We start from the raw sequence: 25,238 nt of genomic DNA, 5'->3' as shown, positions 1-25,238 counted from the left end.
CGAGCATGTCCGCCCCAGCAGTGCAGGAGCTTTCCAGGTGTCCGTCCGCCCACCCGGCAATTCCCCCGGTCGGCCGATCGCGATCTCTCGTCGCGGTCGGGCCGTCGCCGTCGCCGTCGTCGTCCTCATCCTCCTCATCCAGGTCCTGCCCAGACTGAACACCGCGTACACGGACTGGCTGTGGTTCGGCAGTGTCGATGCCACCAGCGTGTTCCGGACCGAGTTGCTGGCGCGGCTCGGTCTTTTCGTGGCGGTCGCCCTCCTGGTCGGCCTGGCGGTGGGCGCCGGCATTCTGCTGGCCTACCGGTATCGCCCGGTGTTCCTGGCGCAGGCGGGCATGCCGGACGCGCTGTCCCGCTACCGGGCGGCCATGGGGGCCTCGCCCGGCAGGACCGTGCTCTGGATCCCGGTCGTCCTGGCGATCCTGGCCGGGTCGGTCGCGCAGACCGGGTGGCAGACCGTGCTGGCGTTCTTCAACTCGACGCCGTTCGGTGAGACCGACCCCCAGTTCGGTCTGGACATCTCCTTCTACGCCTTCGAGCTCCCGATGTGGCGCGCGATCGTCACCTGGCTCATGGTGGCCGTCGTGCTGGCCTTCCTGGCCAACCTGTTCACCCACTACCTCTTCGGCGGACTGCGTCCCGGCGCCCGCGAGGGCGCCCTCACCCGCGCCGCCCGGATCCAGCTGGTGACCCTCGCCGGGCTGTTCGTGCTGGCCAAGGCCGCCGCGTACTGGCTGGATCGCTACGAGCTGTTGTTCAGCGAGAACAGCACGTTCACCGGCGCCAGCTACACCGACGTCAACGCCCTGATGCCGGCGAAGATCTTCATGTTCTCGGTGGCGCTGGTGTGCGCGGCCGCGTTCTTCTCCGCCATCGTGATCAGGGATCTGCGGATCCCCGCGCTGGCCACCGTCCTGTTGCTGTTCTCCGCGCTCGTGGTGGGGTCGGCGTGGCCGCTGGCCGTCGAGCAGTTCTCGGTGAAGCCCAACCGTGCCGAGAAGGAACGGGAGTACATCGCGCGGAACATCGACGCGACACGCGCCGCGTACGACATCGGTGAGGAGCGGGTCACCTACATCGACAACTGGGGGGCGGCCGATCCGAACCCCCGCGAGGCGGCCTCGGATCTCACGACACTGTCCAACGTCCGCGTGCTCGACCCGAGCGTCCTGGCGCCGACGTTCACCCAGCTACACCAGTTGCGCAACTTCTACGGTTTCCCCGAGACGCTGGGCATCGACCGCTACACGATCGACGGCGAGATGCGGGACTTCCTCGTGGCCGCGCGTGAGCTCAACCCCGAGTCCCTGCAGGCCAACCAGCGGGACTGGATCAACCGCCACACGGTGTACACGCACGGCAACGGGTTCGTGGCCGCACCGGCCAACCGGGTCAACGAGATCGCCGACGACGCCGGCTCGGACCGCGGCGGCCTGCCGAATTTCCAGGTCTCCGACCTCGAGGCGATCTCCAGTGGTCAGGAGATGATGATCCCGGTGACCCAGCCGCGGACCTACTTCGGTCCGCTCATCGCGCAGGCGGACCCCGACTACGCCATCGTGGGGGACAACGGCGACGGGCCCCGTGAGTACGACACCGACACCGAGCAGTACACCTACACCGGCGAGGGCGGTGTCCCCGTCGGTGGCTGGGTCAACCGGATCGCCTACTCGCTCAAGTTCGCCGAGCGCAACATCCTGTTGTCCAGCATTCTCGGGGACGACTCGAAGATCATCTACGACCGCGACCCGCGGGACCGGGTGCAGAAGGTGGCCCCGTGGCTGACCACGGACACCAACACCTATCCGGCGGTGATCGACGGCCGTATCAAGTGGATCGTCGACGGGTACACGACGCTCAAGACCTACCCGTACGCCGAGCTCAGCTCGCTGGAGGCCATGACCTCGGACTCGCTCAACGACGCGAACGGCCGGGTCCTGCCGGACGAGGAGGTCTCCTACATCCGCAACTCGGTCAAGGCGACCGTCGACGCGTACGACGGCACCGTCGACCTGTACGCGTTCGACGAGTCGGACCCCGTGCTGCAGACGTGGATGAAGGCACTGCCGGACATCGTCCAGCCACGCGAGGCGATCTCCGAGGAGTTGGAGGAGCACCTGCGCTACCCGGAGGACCTGTTCAAGGTGCAGCGTGAGCTGCTGGCCAAGTACCAGGTCGACGACCCGGGTCAGTTCTTCACCAATGACGCCTTCTGGTCGGTGCCGTCCGATCCCACGGTGACCTCGTCGATCCAGAACCCGCAGGGTCCGCCCGTGGGCGGGCCCGCCGGTGGTCCGGCCGGCAGCCCCGCCGGTGGTCCCGCCGGCGCCCAGACCGTCGACCGTGACGGGCCGGCCCAGCCGCCGTACTACGTGGTGGCCTCCGATCCGACCGACCCGGAGTCCGACGAGCCGTCGTTCCAGCTCATCTCGGCGTTCCGCGGCTATGAGCGTGAGTTCCTCGCCGCGCACATGACGGCGAGCTCGGACCCCGAGACCTATGGGCAGATCACGGTGCGGGTCCAGAGGCCGACAGAGCCGCTGTCGCAGGGGCCCAACCAGGCGCAGGACATCATGATCGCCTCGCCGGCGATCGCCGAGGACCGGCGACTGTGGGGTGAGACCGCCGAGATCACTGAGGGCAACCTCCTGGCGCTGCCGTTGGCGGACGACTCGGTGCTCTACGTGGAGCCGATCTACACCCAGCGCAAGGACCAGGACTCCGCCTTCCCGAGGCTTCTGCGCGTGATGGTCTCGTACGACCGGGCGGTGGGTTACGCGCCCACGCTGTACGAGGCGCTGCGACAGGTCGGGATCGAGGCAGACCCGGACGTCGTGCGGATCGACGAGAGCGGGGAGGCGGAGGCCGAGGCAGAGGAAGGCGCCGCGCGGCCCGCCGAGGGCGCCGCCCCGCGACCGTCGTCGCCGGCCACTGGGGGAGGCGCTGACGACTCCGAGCGGGCGGCCGCCGTGCGCGAGCTCAACTCGGCGCTGAACGCGGTCCGCTCGGCCCAGAGCGGGGGAGACCTCTCCGATCTGGGGCAGGCGCTCGAGGACCTGCAGGCCGCCGTCGACGCTTATCAGGGCCTGGGGAACTGAGTCGACCTGCGGCTTTGAGTGCGAGGGTGTGAGTTGCGTCATCTTCTCGTCGTTCGGCGTCCACCGATTTGCAATGTCCGGTGAATGGCACGTAGTGTCATAGACGCAAACGACGCGGGGTGGAGCAGCTCGGTAGCTCGCTGGGCTCATAACCCAGAGGTCGCAGGTTCAAATCCTGTCCCCGCTACCACGCACCAGGCCCGGTTCCCGAAAGGGAGCCGGGCCTGAGTTTATTTCTGGAGTTGTCTCGCTCGAGTATGCCGACGCCGTGGTCGGGAGTGCGGACGTCGTAGATGCCTCCGGAGCGATCATCGCGCCTGTCCGTGTGTTCCGGCCCACACAGTGGTTCGGTCCTCGTATGGTGGACAGGTGTCTGTTCGCATGTCCGATGCGGCCACGACGACGCCCCGTGACGGCAGGAGAGCCACATGACCACCTCACTCGACCGCGATGCCCTGTTGATCGGCACCCAGTGGCGTTCCCCCGCCACCGATGACGTCATCGAGGTGATCAGCCCGCACACCGAGGAGGTCGTCGCCCGCGTGCCCGAGGGCTCGGTGGCGGACGTGGACGCCGCGGTGGCCGCCGCGCGCGAGGCCTTCGACCACGGCCCGTGGCCCCGTATGAGCCCCGACGAGCGGATCGAGGTCGTCGCCAGGCTGTCCGCCCTGTACGCGGCGAAGCTCGATGACATGGCGACCGTCATCTCCACGGAGATGGGTTCCCCGATCTCGTTCAGCAAGCTCGCCCAGGCGCCCGCCCCGTGGATGCAGATCGAGGCCTTCCTCACCATCGCGCGTGAATTCCCGTGGGAGGAGACCCGCCCCGGCGTCCTCGGCGGGGAGGTGCTGGTGCGACACGAGCCCGTGGGCGTGGTCGCGGCGATCCCGCCGTGGAACGTCCCCCAGTTCACGGTCCTGTCCAAGCTGATCCCGGCCCTGCTGACGGGGTGCACGATCGTGGTCAAGCCGGCGCCGGAGACGCCGCTGGACACCTACCTGCTGGGCGAACTGCTCATCGAGGCGGGCGTGCCCGAGGGCGTCGCGAGCATCGTCGCCGGCGGCCGCGAGGTGGGCGAGCACCTGGTGCGGCACCCCGCGATCGACAAGGTGGCGTTCACCGGATCCACCGCGGCGGGCCGGAAAATCGGCGCGATCTGCGGCGAGCAGCTCAAGCGCTGCTCCCTCGAGCTGGGCGGCAAGTCCGCGGCGATCGTGCTCGACGACGCGGACCTGACGACCGTGGTCGAGGGGCTCAAGTTCGTCGGCGTGATGAACTCCGGCCAGGCGTGCGTGGCACAGACCAGAGTGCTGGTGAGTCGCGACCGCCACGACGAGGTGGCACAGGCGCTGGCCGACGGCATCGGGTCGATGGTGGTGGGGGACCCGCTCGACCCGGCCACGGAGATCGGGCCGATGGTCGCCCGTCGCCAGCAGGAGCGGGTGAACTCCTACATCGAGATCGGGCAGCAGGAGGGTGCGACGCTGCTCGCCGGGGGCTCCGACCGCCCCGACGGCCTGGACACCGGCTGGTACGTACGACCCACGGTCTTCGGTGGCGTCGACAACTCGATGCGCATCGCGCAGGAGGAGATCTTCGGTCCCGTCATCTCCGTGATCGCCTACGACGACGTCGACGACGCCGTCCGCATCGCCAACGACTCCGAGTACGGACTGGCGGGCACCGTGTGGACCGCCGACCGGGAGGCGGGGCTGGGCGTCGCGCGACGGGTCCGGACCGGCACCTACGGCGTGAACACCTACACGATGGATTTCTCCGCCCCGTTCGGCGGCTTCAAGGCCTCCGGGGTGGGTCGCGAGTTCGGCCCCGAGGGGTTGGCCCAGTACACCGAGCTCAAGTCCGTCTACCTGGAGCAGAGCTGACCATGGCGCGAGACGAGAGGACGACGGGCCTGTCAGTGTGCGATGCGGACCGGGTCCGCACCCTGACACTGGCGCGCACCGATGCCCTCAACGCCTTCAACGAGGCGCTGTACGACGCGGTCACCGAGGCGTTGCACGCCGCCGCGGCGGACCCCACGGTCGCGGTGGTCCTGCTCACCGGTGAGGGCCGGGCGTTCAGCGCGGGCACCGACCTGCTGGAGATGGGTGAGCGGATCACCAACCCCGATTTCGTCCCCGGCGAGCACGGATTCCTGGGTCTCGTGGACGCGCTCACCGGGTTCGACAAGCCGCTCGTCCTGGCGATCAACGGGCTCGGACTGGGTATCGGCATGACGATCATCGGGTTCGCCGACCTGGTGTTCATGGCCGACGACGCCCGGCTCAAGTGCCCGTTCACCCGCCTGGGAGTGGCGCCCGAGGCGGCGTCGAGCTACCTGCTGCCCAGGCTGGTGGGTCGGCAGAACGCCGCGTGGGCCCTGCTGTCCTCGGAGTGGATCACGGCCCGCGAGGCCCACGAGATGGGACTGGTCTGGCGGCTGTGCGCCCCCGCTGAACTCCAGCAGGTCGCCGGCGAGCACGCCGCTCGGTTGGCGCGGCTCCCGATCTCGAGTCTGCGGGCGGTCAAGCGGACGATGACCGAACCGCTGGCGCGCCAGATCGCAGACGCCCGCGAACGGGAGAACCGGGCCTTCGCCGACCTCATGGGTGGACCGGCGAACGCGGAGGCGCTGTCGGCATTCGCCGAAGGGCGCACGCCGGACTTCGCCTCGTTGCCAGACGGGTCCTGACCCCGGCGTCTGCGACGATCCCGCGCCCGCCCGTCCTCGCCGGAGCCGCATGGCCCACCATGGTGGCGTGACGCCCGATCAGGAGAGCCCCACCCGTCCGGTCGACGTGGTGGTGATCGGCGCCGGCCAGGCCGGACTGTCGGCCGGCTACCACCTCAGGCGGCGGGGGTTCGCGCCGGTCGGCCGTGCCGAGGCGGGGGAGCGCAACTTCGTCATGCTCGACGCCGAGGACGCCCCCGGCGGGGCCTGGCGGCACCGCTGGGAATCCCTCACCATGAGCACGGTCAACGGCATCTTCGAGCTGCCGGGCCGACCCGTCCCCGATGTCGACCGCACCGCCCCGAGTCGGGACGTCCTGCCGCCCTACTTCGCCGACTACGAGAACCGATTCGGGCTCGACGTCCGGCGGCCGGTCCGCGTGCGCTCGGTCCGCAGACCCACGCCCGGGCGGGACGGGCCGGAGTCCGACCACCTCGTCGTCGTCACCGATCCAGGCGGTGACACCCGCCCTGAGGCCTGGGCGGCGCGCTACGTCATCAACGCCACCGGCACCTGGACCCGACCGTTCTGGCCGTACTACCCCGGCCAGGAGACGTTCCGCGGCCGACAGCTCCACGTCCACGACTACGTCGACGCCGAGGAGTTCGCCGGACAGCGCGTCGTGATCGTCGGCGCCGGCATCTCCGCCACCCAGCTGCTCGAGGAGATCTCGCGCGTCGCCGACACCCTCTGGGTAACCAGGCGGGAGATCGAGTGGGAGACGGACCCCGCCCCGGAGAACTTCTCCGCCGCGATCGACCGGGTCGCCGATCGCACCGCGCAGGGACTTCCCCCGCAGAGCATCATCCGCGTCACCGGCATGTACCGCGCCCCGTGGATCGAGCGCGCCGACGAGCGCGGTGTCCTGGTCCGACACCCCATGTTCACCCGCATCGAACCCGACGGGGTCCGGATGCCCGACGGGCGACACGAACCGGCGGACGTCATCCTCTGGGCGACCGGATTCCGACCCGCGGTCGCCCACCTCGCGCCCCTGGGCCTGCGCACCCCCGAGGGGGGCATCCGGGTGGCGGAGGGCCGGGCCCTCGACGAGCCGAGGCTGTTCCTCATCGGCTACGGCCCGTCCCAGTCGACCGTGGGGGCCAACCGAGCGGGCCGTGACGCCGTCCGGGCGATCGTCGCCGAGCTTTAGTTGTCGCCGACGAACTCTAGAGGGTCCGCGAGATGAGCTCCTTCATGATCTCGTTGGTGCCACCGTAGATCTTCTGCACGCGGGCCGAGGCGTACATGCGGGCGATCGGATACTCCGTCATGAAGCCGTAACCACCGAAAACCTGCAGGCAGCGGTCGATGATCTCGCACTGCTTGTCGGTGCAGTAGTACTTGGCCATCGACGCCGTCGACGGGTCCAGTTCACCCTTGAGATGCAGGCCGATGCAGTGATCCAGCAGGGTGCGCGAGGCGAGCGCCTCGGTCTTGCACTCGGCCAGCTCGAAACGCAGGTTCTGGAACTTGAGGATGGGCTTGCCGAACGCCTCGCGCTCCTTGGCGTAATCCGTCGCCAGCCTCACGGCGGTCTCGGCCGCCGCGACCGCGGTCACCGCGATGATGAGGCGCTCCTGCGGGAGCTGCTGCATGAGCTGGATGAACCCCTGGCCCACGCCCTCCTCGCCACCCAGGGCGTTCCCGGCGGGCACGCGCATGTCGTCGAAGAACAGCTCCATCGTGTCCTGGTACTTCAGGCCGATCTTGTCGAGCTTGCGGCCGCGGTCGAAGCCGGGCAAGTCGGTGGTCTCCGCGACCAGCAGGGACAGGCCCTGCGCGCCCTCGCCGCCCGTGCGGGCGACGATGACGAGCAGGTCGCAGTGCATGCCGTTGGAGATGAAGGTCTTGGCGCCGTTGACCACGAAGTCGTCGCCGTCGCGCACCGCCGAGGTGCGCAGCGCCTGCAGATCCGACCCGGCGCCCGGCTCGGTCATCGCGATGGCGCCGACCATCTCTCCGGTCGCCAGCTTCGGCAGCCAGCGCTGCTTCTGCTCCTCCGTGCCGTACTGGAGGATGTAGTGCGCCACGATCGTGCTGTGCACCGAATTGCCCCAGCCGTCGTCGAGGGCTCGGGTCTGCTCCTCGGCGATCACGGCCTCGTGGGCGAACGTGCCGCCGCCACCGCCGTACTCCTCCGGGATGGAGATGCACAGCAGGCCAGCGTCGCCGGCTTTGTTCCAGAACTCACGGTCGACGGCGCCCTGCTCGGCCCAGCGCTCGAGGTGCGGGGCGGTCTCCTTCTCCAGGAACGCACGCGTATGGGCGCGCAGCGCATCCAGATCGTCGGTCATCCACGGGGATCGGAAGGGGGCGGTCTCTAGCACGGGGGACTCCAGCGATGGGGTGGGGGCCGGTTGACGGCCATGACGATCCCCACCATACAACTGCATTGCCTGACATGCATGTGTATGGTCGACCTTCCGGCGGCGCCCTCGGGCGTCGCACGTCGCGGCGAGACGAGGTGGGGCGAGTGATCGCAACTGAACCCGGGTCGGGGGACGGTGTCCCGCGCTCTGCTGACGGTGACCTCACCGCCCGCGCGCGAATCCGCTACGCGGCGCTGGAGCTCTACTCCGATCACGGCGAGGACCGCGTCTCGATGCGGCGGGTCGCCGCCCGGGTGGGGGTCACCATCGGGTTGATCCAGCACCACTTCGGCACCAAGGAGGGGTTGCGCCGCGCTGTCGACGAGCTCGTGGTGGAGCAGGTGGTCGCCGCACTGGCGACGGTCGAGCACTCCGGATCAGCAGCGGAGGTCGTGGCGGCCCGCGACGCCGCGGTGCGGGAGATGCTCGAGCGCAACCCGATGTTGGTGAAGTACATCAACCGGGCCCTCCTCGAACCCGACGGCCGGGGTGTCCCGCTTCTCGAGGCGATCGTCGAGCTCACCACCAGGGAGGTCGACAGTCTGCGGCGCGGTGGCCACGCCTCGACGCGGGCCTCGGACAAGGTCCAGGTGGTCCGCACGCTCATGGGTCAGGTGGGCGAGCTGTTCCTCGAGCCCGTCGTCGCGGGGATCTGGGCACAGATCGGCGGAGACCCCGACGAGCGGCCCTCCATCCGCATCATCGTCGAAGGCCGCTGACCGGGGGATCGGCCGGGATCCGACGTGTCGGGGCCAGCGCCGCACGGGTGGTGGGGCTCCAGCCGGCCCGCGCGTGGTGCACCGGCGGCTGATCGCCGCTACGCTGTCGAGGGCGTATACCCGGGCAGTCCGCCCGGGGTGGGAAGGACACATTCATGAGGCTCACCCGTGTGGCGAAGCTCGCCGCGACGGCCGTGATGGCCGGTGCCGCCACGTTGATGGCGCCCGCAGCTGCCCAAGCCGCCGTGCCCGTCGGGGGTGCGACCCCTGTTCTGGTCGGGGGAGTGGCCGGATGCACCATTACCGCCGCCGGGTACGACGACTCCGGAGCGCCAGTCGCGTTCACCGCCGCCCATTGCAGTGAGCGGATCGACGCCCCGGTGATCCTCCGCGACGACCCGGGTGCCGGCGTGATCGGCACCATCGCCACCCGCAACGAGATCCTCGACTACTCCGTGATCCGTCTGGACCCGGGCGTCGCCGTCCCCGTCCGACAGGCGGGCATCGTGGGCCGCGGACCCGCGCCGCAGTTCGGTGACGTCGTCTGCAAGGACGGGCTGACCACCGGACACACCTGTGGCATCACGTGGCAGCGCGAGGGCGACCGGTTCTGGACCCACACCTGTGCCGGTTACGGCGACTCCGGTGGCCCCGTGATCCGCGAGGGGCGTCTCGTCGGGCTCCTCTCCGGCGGGCACATGCCGCCGGACGCGGGATCGGCCGGCAGCATCGGCCCCATCCTGCCCTCGTGTATCCACCCGGCGCAGACTCCGTTCTTCCTGCCGGCGGTGGCGTACTCGTTCGACGCGATCGTCGCCGACGCCACCGCGCGCGACTGGCCGGGGAGTGGCTTCCGGATGGCCTGATCGCCGGCACCCCGCCCGGGACGAGCATCTGTGTCGGGGTCCAGCTTCGACGGTAGGTCGTGCGGTGACGGGGGCTCCGGCAGGCCGGCCGCCCCTCCATCCGCCTGCGGGCCTCGGTGTCCGAGCCTCTCGCTACCGTCCGCTCCATGTTCTGGACCGAGGACGCGCCTACCCACTGCCCGTATGGACATGAGCTCGGTCCCGACCGGGTCCTCGTCGGCTGGGATGCCGCTCGCAGCGGCAGTCTCGACCACGGCCACCGTGTCCACATCTGCCGGCAGTGCGGAACCATCATGTCGTGGGCACCGAACAGTAGACTGGAGTGAGTCAGCTGAAATGGGCGGCGCCCCGCGGACATCGGGTCCGCGGGGCGCCGCTCAAATCAGTGATCGCGTCAGTGATCGTGATCGCGCCGGGGTCGGCTCACTTCAGCTCGGCGCTTGACAGGTTCAGGATCCGGCGCGCGATCACCAGCTGCTGGATCTGCTGCGTGCCCTCGAAGATGTCGAGGATCTTGGAGTCGCGCGACCACTTCTCCAGGAAGCTGCGTTCGGAGTAGCCGTAGCTGCCGGCCAGCTCGACCGCGCCCAGGGTCACGGCGGAACCGGTGCGCCCGGCCTTGGCCTTGCACATCGATGCCTCCTTGGTGTTGGGCATCTTGTTGTCTGCCATCCACGCCGCGCGGAGCGTGAGCAGGTAGGAAGCCTCCCAGTCGGCTTCGAGGTCGAGGTACTTGGCGACGGCGGCCGGCTGGCTGGTGGCCGGACGGTCGTAGTCGATCTCCATGCCGGCCTCCTCGAGGAGGGTGCGGATCTCCTCGAGCGCGGCCCGGGCGACGCCCACGGCCATGCCGGCGACCAGCGGCCGGGTGTTGTCGAAAGTCTGCATGGCACCAGCGAAGCCCTTGTCCACGCGGACCTCCGGATCGCCCAGAAGATTCTCTTTGGGGACCCGGCAGTCGGTGAAGCTGATCTGCGCCGTGTCCGAGGCCCGGATGCCGAGCTTGTGCTCCAGCCGGTCGACGGAGACGCCGGGATGGTCCCGGGGCACGACGAAGGACTTGATCGCGGCGCGGCCCTTGCTCTTGTCCAGGGTCGCCCACACCACGATGTGATCCGCGCGCTGGCCCGAGGTCACGAAGATCTTGGTGCCGTTGATGACGTACTCGTCGCCGTCCAACCGCGCGGTGGCCGAGACGGCGGCCGAGTCGGAGCCGAATTCGGGCTCGGTGATGGCCATCGAGGCCCACACCCGGCCGAACTTCTGCATCTGCTCGTCGCTCGCCACGGCGGCGATGGCGGAGTTACCCAACCCCTGGCCGGGGACGGACAAGGTCAATCCCGCGTCGCCCCAGCAGGTCTCGATGGCATTGAGCAGCGACTTCATATTGCCGCCGTTGGACACGCCCTCGCGCCGGGGTGCGCGACCTGATCCCATGGTGGCGCCGGAGGCCGCCTGACCGGCGTCCTCCATGGCCTCCATCATGGCCTTGAGGGTGTCCAGCTCGACGGGGTACTCATGCTCGGCGAGGTCGTACTTGCGGGAGATGGGTCGGAAGATCTGCATGGCCACCTGGCGGGCCTGGTTTGCACCCGCCTGCAGCTTCTTGGGGATTTCGAGATTGATCATCGCTTCAGGTCCTTGGTCCGGTTCGGGAGTGTGGCGGAGCGGGCGGACGTCACAGGACCACCACGCCCTCGGCCACTCCCACGGCGCGCAGGTCGCGATACCACCGCTCGACCGGGTGTTCCTTGGTGAACCCGTGGCCACCGAGCAGCTGGACACCGTCGAGGCCGATCTTCATACCTTTGTCCGCGGCGATCTTGCGGGCCAGCGCGGCCTCGCGGGCGAAGGACAGTCCCTGTTCGGCGCGGGCGGCGCCGCGCCAGGTGACCAGGCGCATGCCGTCGAGTTCGGTGGCCATGTCGGCCACGGCGAACGCGACCGCCTGCCGGTGGGCGATGGGCTCGCCGAAGGCGTGACGCTCCTTGACGTACGGGGTCACGTAGTCCAGGACGGCGTGGGAGGTGCCCACGGCGAGGGAGGCCCAGCCCAGACGCGACAGGCGGATGACGTCGGCGTAGGCCGAGGACCGGTCCTCCGGCGAGACGTCAGCGCCACCGAGGATGGCGTCGGCGGGAAGGGAGACGTCGGTGAGGACGAGTCGGCCGAGGCCGGCGGCGCGCAGGCCCATGGACGGGTCGGCCTCCACCACGAGTCCGTCGGTGTCGGATTCCACGACGAAGAAGGTCGGCGCGCCGTCGAGGGAGGCGGCGACGACGAAGAGTTCCGCGCTGCCGGCCGTGGGCACCATCGACTTGACGCCGCTGAGCGTGAACCCGCCGACGGTGCGGGTGGCGGTGGTCTTGAGATTGAACGGGTCGAAGAGTGGCTGCGGCTCGGCCACCACGACGGCGGCGGCGGGGACCTGCTCGGAGGCGAACGCCGGGAGGTATGACTTCTGCTGGGTGTCCGAGCCGAACTGCGTCAGGGTGGTGGCCACGCCGGAGGGGGCCAGGATCGGCAGGGCCAGGCCCATGTCGCCGTAGGCCAGGGCCTCGGCGACCAGCGAGTTGGTCACCACACCGCGCTCGGACGCGATGCCCTCGAACTCCTCGGGCACGTTGAGCATGGTGGCGCCGATCTCGGCCGAGCGCTCGAGCAGCGACGCGGGTGCCTCGGCGGCGGCGTCGGCGTCGTGCGCGGCCGGCCGGATGACCTCGGCGGCGAACTCTCGCACGGTCTGCGAGATCATCTGCTGGTCCTCGTCCAGCGTGAGGTCGAACAGGTCGGGCCGGGCCTCGGAGTCGGGAAGACGCTTGGGTGCGCCGCCGCCGGAGACCTTCTTGAACGACTTGGTCGCTGCACCGAGGGTCTTGAAACCGGTCTTGGTGGCCTCGTAGGTGACCCGGTCGACCTTTTGCCGCAGGCCGAAGCGCTCGGCGAACTCCGACCCGGTAATGGTGGTCAGCGCGCGCATGGCGGCGCCGATGGCGTCGATGCGCGCGGGGTTCTTACCCGGTGTCGAGGTCTCCGCGCGTCCGGTCGTGGACGGGGCTGTGGGGTTCTTGCTCATCATCACCAGCTGTTCTCGTGACGGACGGTGGACGGTGCTGTCCCTGACACCTTACTTCGGAGTAAGTTCCGTGCGCCACTCTTTCCTCGAACCCGTCCGTCCCGCCGGTGGGTCGGACGGGTGTCAGCCGCGCAGGAGGTCGACCGTCTGCTCGACCGCACCCGGGCGGCCGGCCACGAACCAGTCGTAGCCGCCCACCTCGACGGTCGCGCACACCCCGCCCGCCCCCTCGACGAGTGCGCGGCCGGGTAGCCAGTCCCACTCGGGGCAGGAGTGCTGACACCACACCGTGTGGATCCCACACGCGACGGAGGCCAGGTCCACGGAACCGGACCCGAGCATTCGGATGGTCGCCGCGCCACGGCTCACGCGGTGGAAAGGCTCGGCGAGTTGGGGATCGTCGAAGAACGGCGGGTGCAGGTAGGTGGCGAGGCTGCCGGCGGCCAGGTCACCGGGGGCCAGGCGCGCGACGGGTACCCCGTTGCGGCGCGTCGGCACGTCCGAACCGCCGACGAAGGTCTCCCCGGTGACCGGTCGGTGGACCGCGCCGAGCAGATAGTCTTCCTCACCGGTGACCGCGACGGCCGAGCACCAGTAGTCGGAGCCGGAGACGAAGTTGTAGGTGCCGTCCACCGGGTCCACGACCCACCGTCGTTCGCCGTCGCCCGCGACGAGGGAGCCCTCCTCGCCCAGGACGCCGTCGGACGGACGGTGGGCGGCCAGGAGTGCGGTGATGTGCCGCTCGGCCGCATCGTCGGCCTCGGTGACCACGTCGGAGACGGAAGTCTTGCGCCGGACGTCGAGCCCGTGCTCGCGCAGTCGCCGCGCGAGGTTTCCGGCGTCGACGACGAGGCGGGCGGCCAGATCGGCGTCGGTCATCCCCCCGGTGGACTCGTCGTGCAGGGGGCCCGGTTGTCGGGTGTCCATGGACGTTCACTTCCTCCACTTGGTCGTAGCGGCTCACTGACCACGAGCGGTAGCGGGTCCGAGGCATCCGACGCTACCGGCGGGGGGTGACGATCGGAGGCGCGGCAGGCCACGCGGAAGGGGCGGGTGGGCAAACGCTGGAAGGCGCCCGGGCCGCGTAGAGTCGGATAACGTGCACCCTGACGTTTCTGCCGACATCGCTGCCCTCGACGCGACCCTGACCACGGTCGAGAAGGTCCTCGACATCGAGGAGCTGGCCCGACGCGTCGACGAGCTCGAGCAGATGGCCGCCGACCCGGACCTGTGGAACGACCAGGACCGGGCGCAGAAGGTCACCAGCGAGCTGTCCTACATCCAGGCCGACCTGCGCCGCTGCCGGGATCTGCGGCAGCGGATCGAGGACCTGCCCCTGATGTACGAGCTGGCGGAGGAGGAGGGCGACGGCGCCGTCGAGGAGGCGGACTCCGAACGCGCCAGCCTGCGTGAGGACGTCGAGGCCATGGAGGTCAAGACGATGCTCAGCGGTGAGTACGACCAGCGTGACGCCGTGGTCAACATCCGTGCCGGTGCCGGTGGCGTGGACGCCGCGGACTTCGCCGAGATGCTCATGCGCATGTACATCCGGTGGGCCGAGAAGGCCGGCCACAAGGTCGAGGTGTACGACACCTCGTACGCTGAGGAGGCGGGGATCAAGTCCGCCACCTTCGTGGTCAAGGACCCCTACATGTACGGGACGCTGTCCGTGGAGCAGGGAGCGCACCGGCTGGTGCGGATCTCCCCGTTCGACAACCAGGGCCGCCGCCAGACCTCCTTCGCCGAGGTCGAGGTGCTGCCGGTCGTGGAGACCGTCGACTCCATCGAGGTGCCGGAGAACGAGGTCCGGGTGGACGTCTACCGCTCCTCGGGTCCCGGTGGCCAGTCCGTCAACACCACCGACTCGGCCGTCCGCCTCACCCACGTCCCGACCGGGATCGTCGTGACCTGTCAGAACGAGAAGTCGCAGCTGCAGAACAAGGTCGCCGCCATGAAAGTGCTGCAGGCCAAACTGCTCGAGCGCAAGCGCCAGGAGGAGCGGGCCGCCATGGACGCGCTCGGTGCGGGTGGCAACGCCTCCTGGGGCAACCAGATGCGGTCCTACGTTCTGCACCCGTACCAGATGGTCAAGGACCTGCGCACCGAGTACGAGGTGAACAACCCGTCCGCGGTCCTCGACGGTGACATCGACGGGTTCATCGAGGCCGGTATCCGATGGCGCATGCGGGAGGGGGCGGACGCCTAGTGGCCTTCCGGACAGACTTCAGCGGAGTCCTGAACTGGCTCAGCAACGACGGCCTGGAGGTCGTCCTCCTCGTCCTGGGAGCCGCCCTGATGACCCGGGCGATCGGCAAGATCGCCCGGATGTGGACCGGCCGGATCGACGCGAGGAACGCCGACAAGGAGTTGTGGTCGGAGGAGTCCAAGCACCTCCACTCCCTCGTCCAGGTCGTCTCCTACGTAGCGGTGGGAATGCTGTACATCCTGTTCGGCATCCAGATCCTGCTGAGGTTCGGCGTGAACCTCGTCACGCTGGTGGCGCCGGCCACCGTCCTCGGCGCCGCGCTGGGTTTCGGCGCGCAGAAGATCGTCCAGGACTTCCTCGCTGGCTTCTTCGTGCTGGCCGAACGTCAGTACGGTTACGGTGACATCGTCGAACTCACCACCGCGACCGGCGTCGCCGCCGGGACGATCGAGGACGTCACGCTCCGGGTCACCCGGCTGCGCACCCTGGACGGCGAGGCGGTCATCGTCCCCAACGGTCAGATCGTCACCGCGATCAATCAGTCCCAGGACTGGGCTCGTGCGATCATCGACGTCCCCGTGCCCAACAATGCCGACATGGACAAGGCGCACGAGGTGCTCGCGGAGGTCTGTCGCGACATCGTCCACGACGATCGTGTGGGCGAGTACGTGCTCGACGAGCCGTCGGTCATGGGTGTGCAGTCGATCAGGCTCGAGCAGACCGTCATCCGACTGCTCGCCCGGACCAAGCCGGGAATGCAGTGGGAGGTGGGCCGTCGGATGCGTGCCGTCATCCTCCGCCGCTTCCGCCAGGAGGGGATCGTCCTGGAGCCGGAGGCGCTGGCCGCCATCCGCGCCGGGATGCTGCGACCGCAGACCGGAGAGGGGAGCGTCTGATGGCCCGGCACAGGGATGATGACACGGTCCGGCCCGACGAGACGTCCCCGCAGGGCGCCGCGATCGACGACGACCCGATCCTCGACCGGCCCGATCCGCTCGGGTTGGGGGGGACCCCACCACCGGACGCACCCTCGCGGCGTGCGAGACCGTGGATCGTCGCACTGCTCGTCGAGTTCTTCAGGATGTCTCGGACGACCGCGATCCTCCTCGGCGCGTTCGTCCTGGCAGGCGTGCTGTATCTGCTCGTCCGCGACGAGCCGGTGGTCGCTTTCGGGCCGCAACCCGCGCAGGACCCCACCGGGACCTCGGAACCGGCCGAACCGGCCGAACCGGCCGAACCGGTCGACCCGTCGTCCACGCCGACGGATCAGACCACCGAGACCACGGCCCCGACCCCGAGTTCGTCTCCGACTCCGACGGGAACGGGCTCCCGCACGACCAGCACCACGGTGACGGGAGGGACCGCGACGACGGGTCCCGATGCCGAGGGGTTCCCCGGTGGCGCCGATCCGCAGGCCCCGCAGCAACAACAGCCACAGCAGTCGCCGCAGCAGCAGCCTGACCAGCAGTCGCAACCGCAGCTGCAGCAGGAGGCCCCGGGCGCCGGGGAGACCTCGGTGCCCGGCGGCGCCCTCGAGGGGTAGCGCCACCGGGTGGCCGCGCCGCGGCCGCCGCCGCGTTGTTCGACCGCTCCCGTGCCTGTGGCCTGCGTGGCGTTAGGCTATCGGAGTGATCACTGGTTCCCGTGTGACGAAGTCGTACCCGTCCTCGACGCGTCCGGCGCTGTCCGACGTGAGCGTGGAGATCGGTGACGGCGAGTTCGCGTTCCTCATCGGTGCGTCGGGATCGGGCAAGTCCACGTTCCTGCGGCTCGTTCTCCGCGAGGACCGCCCGGATTCGGGCACCCTCACCGTCGCCGGCCACGACCTCACGCGCATGAAGGGCTCCGACGTGCCCGTGCTGCGACGCTCTCTCGGCTGCGTGTTCCAGGACTTCCGTCTGCTGGAGAACAAGACGGTCGCGGAGAACGTCGCGTTCGCGCTGCAGGTGATCGGCAAGTCCCGCCGGACCATCGACAAGGTGGTGCCGGAGACCCTGGACATGGTCGGGCTGGGCGGGAAGGCCGATCGCCGACCTCACGAACTCTCCGGTGGGGAACAGCAGCGGGTCGCGATCGCGCGGGCGTTCGTCAACCGCCCGGTGCTGCTGCTGGCGGACGAACCGACGGGCAACCTCGACCCCGAAACCAGCGAGGACATCATGCTCCTGCTCGACCGGATCAACAGGACGGGGACCACCGTGCTCATGGCGACCCACGACAGGCACATCGTGGACCGCTCGCGGCGCCGCGTGGTGGAACTGGTCGACGGCTCGGTCGTCCGCGACGACGCCCGCGGAACCTACGGGGTGGACCGCTGATGGCCGCTACGTTCGTCGCCTCCGAGGTCGGGCAGGGACTGCGCCGCAACCTGTCCATGACGTTGGCCATGATCATCACCACGGCGGTGGCCCTGGGCATGCTGGGGGCGGGCCTGCTCGTGGCCATGACCGCGTCCGCGAGTCAGGACAAGTACGACTATCTCAACGAGTTCCGCGTCTACGTGGACCGGTCGATCTCGCTGGAGGATCCGGACTGCGCGGCGGAATGCGGCCGGATCCTCCAGCGGCTCGAGACGACGCCGGGCGTGGCGTCGGTGGAGTACAAGAATCCCGAGCAGACCTACGCCGAGTTCGTCGACCTGTTCTCCTCGACAGACCCGGTGCTGGTGGAGTCGACCTCGCCGGACGCCCTCGGCTCGCGGTTCACCCTCACACTGACCGACCCCACGCGGGCCGAGGCGGTGGCGCGTGACCTGGCGGAGGTGGACGGCATCGAGATCGTCCAGGGGCAGGGCGAGCTCGTCGAACGGGTCTTCTCCGTCCTCGACGGCGTCCGCAACGCGGCCTTCGCGATCGCGGTCGTCCAGCTGCTGGCGACCGTCCTGCTCATCGCCAACATGACGCAGATCGCCGCGTTCACCCGGCGGACCGCCCTGGGGATCATGCGACTGGTGGGCGCGAGCCGCTGGTACACGGAGTTGCCGTTCGTCCTCGAGGCGGTGATCGCGGCGGTGGCCGGCGCCCTCCTCGCGGTGGGGGGCCTGCTGGTGGCCAAGAACGTCTTCCTCGACAGGGTGCTGGCGGAGGCCTACCGCGCGAACCTGGTCGAGCGGATCACCACCCCCGACATCCTCCTCCTCGCACCGGGGCTGGTCGTGGCGGGCGCGGTGGTCTCCGCGCTCACCGCCTGGATCGCCCTGAGGCTCACGGTTCGGCACTGAACGCGCCCTCCATCTAGACTCTGGGGGCTGCGGAACGGCGGCGAGGGCACGGCAATCAGGAGGTGACGCGACGTGGCCAAGAAGAACAAGAAGAAGGGCGCGTCGTCCCTCGGCTCCGACGGGAGCATCGTCGCGAGTAACCGCAAGGCCCGGCACGACTTCCAGATCCTGGAGACGCACGAGGCCGGCATCGCGCTGGTCGGGACCGAGATCAAGAGCATGCGTGAGGGCAAGACCTCGCTGGTCGACGCGTTCGCGACGGTCGACGACGGCGAGGTGTGGCTCCGCGGGCTACACATCCCCGAGTACTCGCACGGGAGCTGGACCAACCACGCCCCGAAGCGTGCCCGGAAGCTCCTGCTGCACCGCCGCGAGATCGACTCGCTCGTGGGCAAGGTGCGCGACGGCAACGCCACCCTCGTCCCGCTGTCCCTCTACTTCGTGGGTGGCCGGGTAAAGGTCGAACTGGCCGTCGCACGGGGCAAGCAGGCGCACGACAAGCGCCACGACATCGCCCGCCGGACCGCCGAGCGTGAGGCCGTGCGTGAACTCGGCAGGAAGATCAAGGGCATGCGGGCATGATGCCGGTCGCGCTGGCGTCGACTTCGGCGGTGGCGTACGGCATCAGCGACTACCTCGGCGGCGTGGCCTCCCGCCGCGCCCGCGTGCTGCGCGTGGTCAGCGTCTCCTATCCGCTGTCGATCGTGCTGGTGGGCGTCGCGGCCCTGGTCGCCGGTGGGTCGCCGACCGGGGTCGGTCTGGGGTGGGGCCTGGCCTCCGGGTTGGCCTCGGGTGTCGCGGTGTGGTCGTTCTACCTGGCGCTCTCCCGCGGGCCGATGAGTGTGATCTCGCCGATCACGGCGGTCCTGGCGGCGGCGGTTCCGCTGGCGTTCGGTCTGGCGGCGGGGGAGCGGCCCGCGCCCGCGGCGGGGGCGGGCATGGCGCTCGCGCTGGTGGCGACGGTGTTGGTCTCTATGGAGAGCCGGGACGGCTCGTCCGCCCTGCACGGGCGCCTCACCCGTCGTCTCCTGGTGCTCACGCTCTTCTCCGGGCTGGCGTTCGCCGCGTTCTTCGTGTTGTTGGCGCAGGTGCCGCCGGGCCAGGGCCTGTGGCCGGTCGCGGCCTCGCGGATCGGGGCGACGGTGATGCTGCTGGTCGCCGCGGTCGCAGCCCGTGAGTCGTTCCGTTTCTCCCGGCGTCTCATCGCGATCGGCGTGGTGATCGCCGTGTTCGACGCCGTCGCCAACGGTGCCTTCTACTTCGCCTCGCAGGCGGGGATGCTCTCCCTGGTCAGTGTGATCGCTGCGCTGTACCCCGCTTTCACCGTAGCGCTGGCGATCGCCCACGGCGGGGAGCGGATGCGTGCGGTCCAGATGGTCGGACTCGTCCTGGCGGGGGTGGCGATCTCCCTGCTCGCACTCGGCTGAACGGGGTGCTCGGCTGAACCGGGTGCTCGCCTGACCGGGGAGAGCGGGATCACCCTGGCGGGCGGCGTGTCACCGGGGTAGGGTGGGGAGTCCGTCGGCGGAAGTCGGCGGTCCTGACGGGGCTGACTTGGTTTCGACTACGTGAGTTGACGCAGGGGAAGCGTGCCGGTGCAGGCCAGAGACCACCGTAAGCGTCGTGGCAACCAATTACGCGCCGATACCAATCAGCGCGACTACGCCCTCGCTGCCTGATAGCGAGCCCGTAGTCTGTCGGCCCGGGGTCGCTCTCGCCCCGGTCACCGGCATCATCTAGAGAGATCACCGGCTCACCCGGTCACGGGGTGGGTCGGGACATCACACAGTGACTGGGATCGTCATCGCCGACATGTCCGCATGAGGGCGAGATCCGAGTAGAGGCCAACGCGGACTGCGCACGGAGAAGCCCTGCCGATGCTGCGGAGGACCCGGGTTCAATTCCCGGCAGCTCCACCATTCGGGCCCCACCCCCGGTCGACACCGACCGGGGGTGTGGTGCATTTGCATCGATGGTGCGCGCGCGGGGTCGCTCCCGCCGCTTCGGTACCCTCTGACGTAGTGCCGGTCACCCGGAAGAGGTCGACGGTCTCCCAGTAGAGAAAGGCCTGCGTACACGTGAACGCCAAGCCCAACAAGAACACCAAGGTCCTCCAGACCAAGTCCAACAACGGGATGATCATCACGGTGGTCGCGCTCATCGCGGTCGCCGTCGTGGTCCTCGGTGGAGTCGTCTGGATGGCCCAGCGGGGCGGCGAGGCCAACCCCATCACGTTCGGCGAGACCAATGACGAGCTGATCGACATCACCGAGGCCGGCGTGGTCGTCGTCGGCCCGGACGAGGCACCGACCGTCCAGATCTGGGAGGACTACATGTGCCCCGCATGTGGCTCCTTCGAGGCGCAGTACGGTGAGTCCATCTCCGAGGCCGTCGAGGCAGGGGACCTGCAGGTCGAGTTCCACACCCTGAACTTCCTCAACGGCCAGTCCGGCTCCGGTGAGTACTCCACCCGCGCGCTCGCGGCCATCCAGTGTGTCGCGGCCAAGGACTCCCTGCCCGTGTTCTTCGACGTTAAGAATGCGTTCTTCGCCGAGCAGCCGGGGGAGGGCGGCGGCGACCTCTCGGCCCGCGAGCTGGCGGACATCGCGGAATCGGCCGGCGCGAACGCGGACTCGGTCGAGTGCATCGGCAACGTCGAGTCCAACGGCGGCATGGACAAGGCCTCCGACAGTGCGGACAACGCCCAGCAGAGCATCCGCGAGATCACCGATCGCGTGTCCACCCCGACGGTCGCCCACGAGGGCGAGGTCGTCGACATCGGCAACGCCGCCTGGCTCCAGGACATCATCGCGTAACTCGTCCGGAGAACCGCCCGGTGCTCGTTCCGGGTACGTACGTGTGGCCCGGCCCCGCCCTTCCCGGCGGGGCCGGGCCCGATTTGGAGGCCCGAACCGTGGTGGTGTAACTTAGGTCGGGCCGGTCACCGAGAGGTGAGCGGCGGACAAATGGATACGGGGCTATGGCGCAGCTGGTAGCGCACCACACTGGCAGTGTGGGGGTCAGGGGTTCGAGTCCCCTTAGCTCCACCGAGGACGAGATCCCGGGACAACGGAAACGATGTCCCGGGATCTCGCCATTTGGCGTCTTCCGCCATCCGGTCCGCGGTCGTAGTGTCGGGGTGTGGCGGGGCCAGGGGAGATCACGGACGTCGTCGACGTGCTCGACGCGCTCGTCGACCACGGTCGGCTGGTCGGGTACGTCTGTGGCGTCCGCGAGAGCGGGCGCTCCAGGATCGTCTCCGGCGGAGCCCGTACCGTGGGCGGACCCGCGCTGGGGGAGGACGCGGTGTTCCCACTGTCGTCCAACACCAAGCCGGTCGGCGGGATCCTGGCGATGCGTCTCGTGGAACGAGGCGTACTGACCCTCGACGACCCGGTGGACACGTTCTTGCCCGAACTGGCAGACCCGCGCGTGCTGGCGACGCCGGGCGGCCCGCCGGACCACACGGTCCCGGCCGAGCGGCCCGTCACGCTGCGGCACCTGCTCACCATGACCGCGGGTGTCGGCTGGGCGGGGGAGAACCCGGCGCTGTCGGAGGCGATGTCCGAGCGCGGGGTCGCCCCGGGACCGTACGCACCGGCCGTCGCGCCGGACGAGTATCTCCGGCGCCTGGCGGAGCTGCCCTTAGCGGGCCAGCCGGGCCAGCAATGGTGGTACCACACCAGTAGCGACGTCCTCGGGGTGCTCCTCGCCCGCGCCACCGGCTCGTCCGTGACCGAGTTGCTGGCCGAGCACCTCACCGGGCCACTGGGGCTGGCGGACACGGGGTTCACGGCCGACCTCTCCCGTCTCCCCACCTCGTACGGCCTCGGGCCCGACGGCAGGGTTTCGCCACTGGACACCGCGAGCAGGTTCGCGGTGCCGCCGGTCTTCGAGTCCCTCGCCTGCGGGCTCGCCTCGACGGTGGGCGACTACCTGGAACTTCTGGGTGTGCTCGTCGACGGTGGCCCGGTGCTCGAGCCGGAGAGTGCTCGGCTGATGGCCACCGACCACCTCACAGCGCGGCAGCGGGCGAGCGCGGAGGGTTTCCTCGAGCCCGGCTGCGGCTACGGGTTCCAGGTGGAGGTCCGCCCGGGCGGCGTGGCCGGCTGGGCCGGGGGACTGGGGACGATCGGCTACGTCGACCGCGGCACCGGGCGCGCCGCGGCGGTCTTCACCACCCAGTCCTACGACGTCCCCGGCACGACCGAGGCGCTCGAGACCGTCTGGACGCTGCTGCGCTGACGATCAGTCCTCGCGGACCGGTCAGCGCCACCACGTGTCGAGCGGGGTGGCGGGCACCGTGCGCTTGTGGCGCGAGCCCAGGAACAGCTGCTCGATCCGCGCGGACACCTCGGGCGGGACGCCGTCGCGGCCCTCGAGGTAATCGTCGATCTGGGCGTAGGTCACGCCGAGGGCGACCTCGTCGGGCAGGCCCGGCCGGTCGTCCTCGAGGTCGGCGGTGGGGACCTTGCGCCAGGTGGAGTCCGGCGCGCCGAGGTGGCGTAGCAGCGCCGCGCCCTGTCGTTTGGTGAGACCGGTCAGGGGGGTCAGGTCGACCCCGCCGTCGCCGTACTTGGTGAAGAAGCCGGTGACCGCCTCGGCAGCGTGGTCGGTGCCGACGACGAGGAGGTTCAGTTGCCCGGCCACGGCGTACTGGGCGATCATCCGCTCACGCGCCTTGACGTTGCCGCGGACGAAGTCACGGAGCGGCCCCGCCTCGTCGGGCAGGGCCGTGAGTGCGGCGGAGGCGGCCTCGGAGGCGGCGTCCGACGCGGGGCGGACATCCACCGTGAGACTCTCGTCCGGACGGATGAACTCCAGGGCCGCCTGCGCGTCGGCCTCGTCGGCCTGTTCGCCGTAGGGCAGGCGCATCGCCACGAACCGGGCGCGCGACATCCCCTCGTCCCGGAGTCGCTCCGCGGTGAGCTGACAGAGCCGGCCGGTCAGGGTGGAGTCCTGCCCGCCGCTGATCCCCAGGACGAAGCCCGTGGCGGGGGTCGAACGGAGGTAGTCGGCCAGGAACGTGACCCGCGACTCGACCTCCTCCGCGGGATCGATGTCGGGACGGACGCCGAGTTCGGCGATGATGGTGGCGCGCAGGGCAGCGGCGCGGTCTGTCGTGGTCTCGGTCATGGCGTCAGCATAGGAACCACGTGTGACGACCGCGTGACATCTCCGCCGGTGGCCGCGAGTACCCGGAGCGCGGTCGGGGTGCGGCCGGGGTGCGGGCGGGGTGCGGGCGGGGTGCCGTCCGTCGCCGGTTGGAGTTCTGGCCGGGCAGTCCGTTACGATGGACCAGTTGTGTGTCGTACATCCGGCCTTTCGGGACGGGCGTGTCGCACAGTGATCCCCAGTCGTGTCGGCGGCCATAGCGGCCGCCCCGAGAGCCTAAGGAGCGCCAGATGAAGGTCCGCAAGTCCCTTCGGTCGCTGAAGAACAAGCCGGGCGCCCAGGTTGTCCGTCGTCGCGGCAAGGTCTACGTGATCAACAAGAAGGACCCCCGTTTCAAGGCCCGCCAGGGCTGACATGTCCGCGTGAGTCCTCACGCACCCTTGAGGGCCCGCCACCGGTTCGCCGGCGGCGGGCCCTCGTCGTCGTCCCCTCGTCGTCGTGGCCTCCCCGGCGCGCCCCGCGACCCCGCGGCCTCGCCGTGACCGCTCGCACCCGGCGGTGAACCGTCCCCGGCCCGCCACATCCGTCCACGCCCCGGGCGCACGATCATCCACGTGCTTGTGGAGGGCGTGGGGACAATCTGTGGGGTCCCTGGGGAGGTCCTGTGGGATGCCGACCCGCCGCCCCGGGACGGTGATCGGCGTGCGACCGTGGGTGTGCGCGGCGCCGGATCGACGGTCCGGGGACGGGGTTCCCACCGGGGGCCCACGGTGTCCACAAGGCGGGATCGCGACCTGGGAATACCAGCGATGTAAGACCAAAATGTTGTGGTCGATTGACTCGCTGGCCACTAGGGGTAGTGTCTAGAAGCGTTGCGGCCCCAATGAATGTCACTCGTGGGATTCGGACCGTGACCCCCGACAGACACCGCGGTTATCCACAGGCCGGGCGAGAGCCCGGGCCCGGGAAGCCGCTACGAGAAGAGTCCCTCGCGCCGTCCGGGCGCCGTGCCGAAAGAGGTCCTGAGACACATGGTCACCGTCTACACCAAGCCCGCCTGCGTCCAGTGCAACGCCACCTACAAGGCACTCGACAAGCAGGGCATCGAGTACGAGATCATCGACATCTCGATGGACGACGAGGCTCGGGAGTACGTCATGGCGCTCGGGTACCTCCAGGCGCCCGTCGTGGTCGCGGGCTCCGACCACTGGTCCGGCTTCCGCCCGGACCGCATCAAGGCACTCGCCTCCGTGGCGGCCTGACTGCGCGGTCGTAGTCCGACGGCGCGGTAACACCAGGATTCCTTCGACAAGGGGGCGGCGATGGCGGCTCCGATACCGGCCGAGAAGCCGGTGAGGATCGTCTACTTCTCCAATATCTCCGAGAACACCAAACGATTCGTCGACCGGCTCGGTCTCCCCGCACTGCGTATCCCGGTGCGGAGGACCGAGCCCGTCCCGACGGTGTCGGACCCGTATGTTCTGATCGTTCCGACCTACGGGGGAAGCCTCGAGATCACAGGCAAGAACGGCGCCGCGGTCCCGCGGCAGGTGGTCGCGTTCCTCAACAACGCGCACAACAGAAGTCTCTGCCGGGGAGTCATCGCCGGCGGCAACACCAACTTCGGACGGGATTTCGGTCGCTCCGGCGACGTGATCGCCGAGAAGGTGGGGGTCCCGTACCTCTACCGCTTCGAGTTGATGGGCACACACGAGGACGTCATCCGCGTCCGAGAGGGATTGGAAGAGTTTTGGCAGCACCAACCGTGAACCCCGAGAGCATCACCGCGGGAGAGGCGGGCGACGGTCAGCGTCTCGACTACCACGCCCTCAA

Annotated in this window: 23 protein-coding genes, 2 tRNA genes and 1 other RNA gene; 21 read left to right on the top strand and 5 right to left on the bottom strand. The window is 69.5% G+C overall.

The features are described from left to right. The first annotated feature begins 37 nt into the window (after positions 1 to 37). The 5 genes from Q2K20_RS11550 to Q2K20_RS11530 all read left to right on the top strand — a co-directional run bounded on the left by Q2K20_RS11550 (position 38) and on the right by Q2K20_RS11530 (position 6,984). Positions 38 to 3,100, top strand: coding sequence for a UPF0182 family protein (locus tag Q2K20_RS11550; protein WP_182640342.1), 3,063 nt, complete (start codon positions 38 to 40; stop codon positions 3,098 to 3,100). A gap of 113 nt (positions 3,101 to 3,213) precedes the next feature. Next, positions 3,214 to 3,290: transfer RNA gene (locus Q2K20_RS11545), tRNA-Met, on the top strand. 238 nt (positions 3,291 to 3,528) lie between these two features. After that, on the top strand, positions 3,529 to 4,983 hold the full coding sequence (locus Q2K20_RS11540) for an aldehyde dehydrogenase (RefSeq protein WP_269505502.1): 1,455 nt from the start codon (positions 3,529 to 3,531) through the stop codon (positions 4,981 to 4,983). 2 nt (positions 4,984 to 4,985) lie between these two features. Next, positions 4,986 to 5,792, top strand: coding sequence for an enoyl-CoA hydratase/isomerase family protein (locus tag Q2K20_RS11535; RefSeq protein WP_283468275.1), 807 nt, complete (start codon positions 4,986 to 4,988; stop codon positions 5,790 to 5,792). A gap of 49 nt (positions 5,793 to 5,841) precedes the next feature. Continuing rightward, a complete protein-coding gene (locus tag Q2K20_RS11530) occupies positions 5,842 to 6,984 on the top strand; it encodes an FAD-dependent oxidoreductase (RefSeq protein WP_269505497.1) in 1,143 nt (380 codons plus the stop codon). A gap of 16 nt (positions 6,985 to 7,000) precedes the next feature. On the opposite strand, the gene Q2K20_RS11525 is transcribed toward Q2K20_RS11530, so the two are convergent. Continuing rightward, positions 7,001 to 8,128, bottom strand: a complete 1,128-nt coding sequence (locus Q2K20_RS11525) for an acyl-CoA dehydrogenase family protein (RefSeq protein WP_067712361.1) — start codon at positions 8,126 to 8,128, stop codon at positions 7,001 to 7,003. A gap of 179 nt (positions 8,129 to 8,307) precedes the next feature. On the opposite strand from Q2K20_RS11525, the gene Q2K20_RS11520 reads away from it, so the two are divergent. Further along, positions 8,308 to 8,922 (top strand): TetR/AcrR family transcriptional regulator, encoded by a 615-nt coding sequence (locus Q2K20_RS11520; RefSeq protein WP_386850693.1) that lies wholly within the window; start codon positions 8,308 to 8,310, stop codon positions 8,920 to 8,922. A 155-nt stretch (positions 8,923 to 9,077) separates the two neighbouring features. Beyond that, the gene (locus Q2K20_RS11515) at positions 9,078 to 9,788 is read left to right on the top strand and encodes a peptidase S1 (protein ID WP_069388447.1); all 711 of its coding nucleotides are present in this window, start codon (positions 9,078 to 9,080) and stop codon (positions 9,786 to 9,788) included. Between the two features lie 423 nt (positions 9,789 to 10,211). Here the strand turns inward: Q2K20_RS11515 and Q2K20_RS11510 are convergent, their stop codons facing one another. The 3 genes from Q2K20_RS11510 to Q2K20_RS11500 all read right to left on the bottom strand — a co-directional run bounded on the left by Q2K20_RS11510 (position 10,212) and on the right by Q2K20_RS11500 (position 13,791). Beyond that, a complete protein-coding gene (locus Q2K20_RS11510; protein ID WP_069388448.1) occupies positions 10,212 to 11,417 on the bottom strand; it encodes an acyl-CoA dehydrogenase family protein in 1,206 nt (401 codons plus the stop codon). Between the two features lie 49 nt (positions 11,418 to 11,466). Next, positions 11,467 to 12,867 (bottom strand): acyl-CoA dehydrogenase family protein, encoded by a 1,401-nt coding sequence (locus Q2K20_RS11505; protein WP_069388449.1) that lies wholly within the window; start codon positions 12,865 to 12,867, stop codon positions 11,467 to 11,469. A gap of 120 nt (positions 12,868 to 12,987) precedes the next feature. Beyond that, complete coding sequence (locus tag Q2K20_RS11500; RefSeq protein WP_069388450.1) at positions 12,988 to 13,791, bottom strand: inositol monophosphatase family protein; 804 nt, start codon at positions 13,789 to 13,791, stop codon at positions 12,988 to 12,990. A gap of 172 nt (positions 13,792 to 13,963) precedes the next feature. Between Q2K20_RS11500 and prfB the strand changes: the two genes are divergently transcribed. From prfB to Q2K20_RS11445, 11 genes are all read left to right on the top strand, one after another. Further along, a complete protein-coding gene (gene prfB, locus Q2K20_RS11495) occupies positions 13,964 to 15,070 on the top strand; it encodes a peptide chain release factor 2 (RefSeq protein ID WP_069388451.1) in 1,107 nt (368 codons plus the stop codon). Then, entirely contained in the window at positions 15,070 to 15,966 is an 897-nt protein-coding gene (locus tag Q2K20_RS11490) for a mechanosensitive ion channel family protein (RefSeq protein ID WP_069388452.1), read from the top strand. The genes prfB and Q2K20_RS11490 overlap by 1 nt, the downstream gene beginning before the upstream one ends. Continuing rightward, positions 15,966 to 16,613, top strand: coding sequence for a hypothetical protein (locus tag Q2K20_RS11485; RefSeq protein WP_069388453.1), 648 nt, complete (start codon positions 15,966 to 15,968; stop codon positions 16,611 to 16,613). The genes Q2K20_RS11490 and Q2K20_RS11485 overlap by 1 nt, the downstream gene beginning before the upstream one ends. An 85-nt stretch (positions 16,614 to 16,698) precedes the next feature. After that, positions 16,699 to 17,388 carry a cell division ATP-binding protein FtsE gene (gene ftsE / locus Q2K20_RS11480; protein ID WP_069388454.1) on the top strand — a complete coding sequence of 230 codons (690 nt, stop codon included), beginning with the start codon at positions 16,699 to 16,701 and terminating at the stop codon, positions 17,386 to 17,388. Next, positions 17,388 to 18,290 (top strand): permease-like cell division protein FtsX, encoded by a 903-nt coding sequence (gene ftsX / locus Q2K20_RS11475; RefSeq protein ID WP_067712390.1) that lies wholly within the window; start codon positions 17,388 to 17,390, stop codon positions 18,288 to 18,290. The genes ftsE and ftsX overlap by 1 nt, the downstream gene beginning before the upstream one ends. 72 nt (positions 18,291 to 18,362) lie before the next feature. Continuing rightward, the gene (gene smpB / locus Q2K20_RS11470; RefSeq protein WP_067712405.1) at positions 18,363 to 18,872 is read left to right on the top strand and encodes an SsrA-binding protein SmpB; all 510 of its coding nucleotides are present in this window, start codon (positions 18,363 to 18,365) and stop codon (positions 18,870 to 18,872) included. Beyond that, positions 18,869 to 19,717, top strand: coding sequence for an EamA family transporter (locus Q2K20_RS11465; protein ID WP_167492441.1), 849 nt, complete (start codon positions 18,869 to 18,871; stop codon positions 19,715 to 19,717). The genes smpB and Q2K20_RS11465 overlap by 4 nt, the downstream gene beginning before the upstream one ends. 118 nt (positions 19,718 to 19,835) lie before the next feature. Beyond that, positions 19,836 to 20,209, top strand: a transfer-messenger RNA (tmRNA) gene (gene ssrA, locus Q2K20_RS11460). Positions 20,210 to 20,368: 159 nt separating this feature from the next. Then, a complete protein-coding gene (locus Q2K20_RS11455) occupies positions 20,369 to 21,106 on the top strand; it encodes a DsbA family protein (RefSeq protein WP_067712411.1) in 738 nt (245 codons plus the stop codon). Positions 21,107 to 21,264: 158 nt separating this feature from the next. Continuing rightward, positions 21,265 to 21,337: transfer RNA gene (locus Q2K20_RS11450), tRNA-Ala, on the top strand. Between the two features lie 94 nt (positions 21,338 to 21,431). After that, a complete protein-coding gene (locus tag Q2K20_RS11445; protein WP_317176805.1) occupies positions 21,432 to 22,535 on the top strand; it encodes a serine hydrolase domain-containing protein in 1,104 nt (367 codons plus the stop codon). A 21-nt stretch (positions 22,536 to 22,556) separates the two neighbouring features. Here Q2K20_RS11445 and nadE read toward each other — a convergent pair whose 3' ends face one another. After that, the gene (nadE, locus tag Q2K20_RS11440) at positions 22,557 to 23,426 is read right to left on the bottom strand and encodes an ammonia-dependent NAD(+) synthetase (protein ID WP_317176804.1); all 870 of its coding nucleotides are present in this window, start codon (positions 23,424 to 23,426) and stop codon (positions 22,557 to 22,559) included. A gap of 269 nt (positions 23,427 to 23,695) precedes the next feature. Here nadE and ykgO point away from each other — a divergent pair, with 269 nt between their 5' ends. The 3 genes from ykgO to nrdI all read left to right on the top strand — a co-directional run bounded on the left by ykgO (position 23,696) and on the right by nrdI (position 25,174). Next, entirely contained in the window at positions 23,696 to 23,818 is a 123-nt protein-coding gene (ykgO, locus tag Q2K20_RS11435; RefSeq protein ID WP_003852698.1) for a type B 50S ribosomal protein L36, read from the top strand. Between the two features lie 618 nt (positions 23,819 to 24,436). Continuing rightward, positions 24,437 to 24,667: a redoxin NrdH gene (locus tag Q2K20_RS11430; protein WP_096905853.1), complete on the top strand. Its 231-nt coding sequence runs from the start codon at positions 24,437 to 24,439 to the stop codon at positions 24,665 to 24,667. 60 nt (positions 24,668 to 24,727) lie between these two features. Beyond that, a complete protein-coding gene (nrdI, locus tag Q2K20_RS11425) occupies positions 24,728 to 25,174 on the top strand; it encodes a class Ib ribonucleoside-diphosphate reductase assembly flavoprotein NrdI (protein ID WP_067712422.1) in 447 nt (148 codons plus the stop codon). Positions 25,175 to 25,238: the final 64 nt, after the last annotated feature.

Origin of the sequence: Dietzia sp. IN118 (assembly GCF_032905965.1) — a bacterium.
Taxonomy (GTDB): Bacteria; Actinomycetota; Actinomycetes; order Mycobacteriales; family Mycobacteriaceae; genus Dietzia; species Dietzia kunjamensis.
The sequence above is the reverse complement of the archived record's forward strand: the minus strand, read 5'-3'. Positions and strand labels throughout refer to the sequence as shown.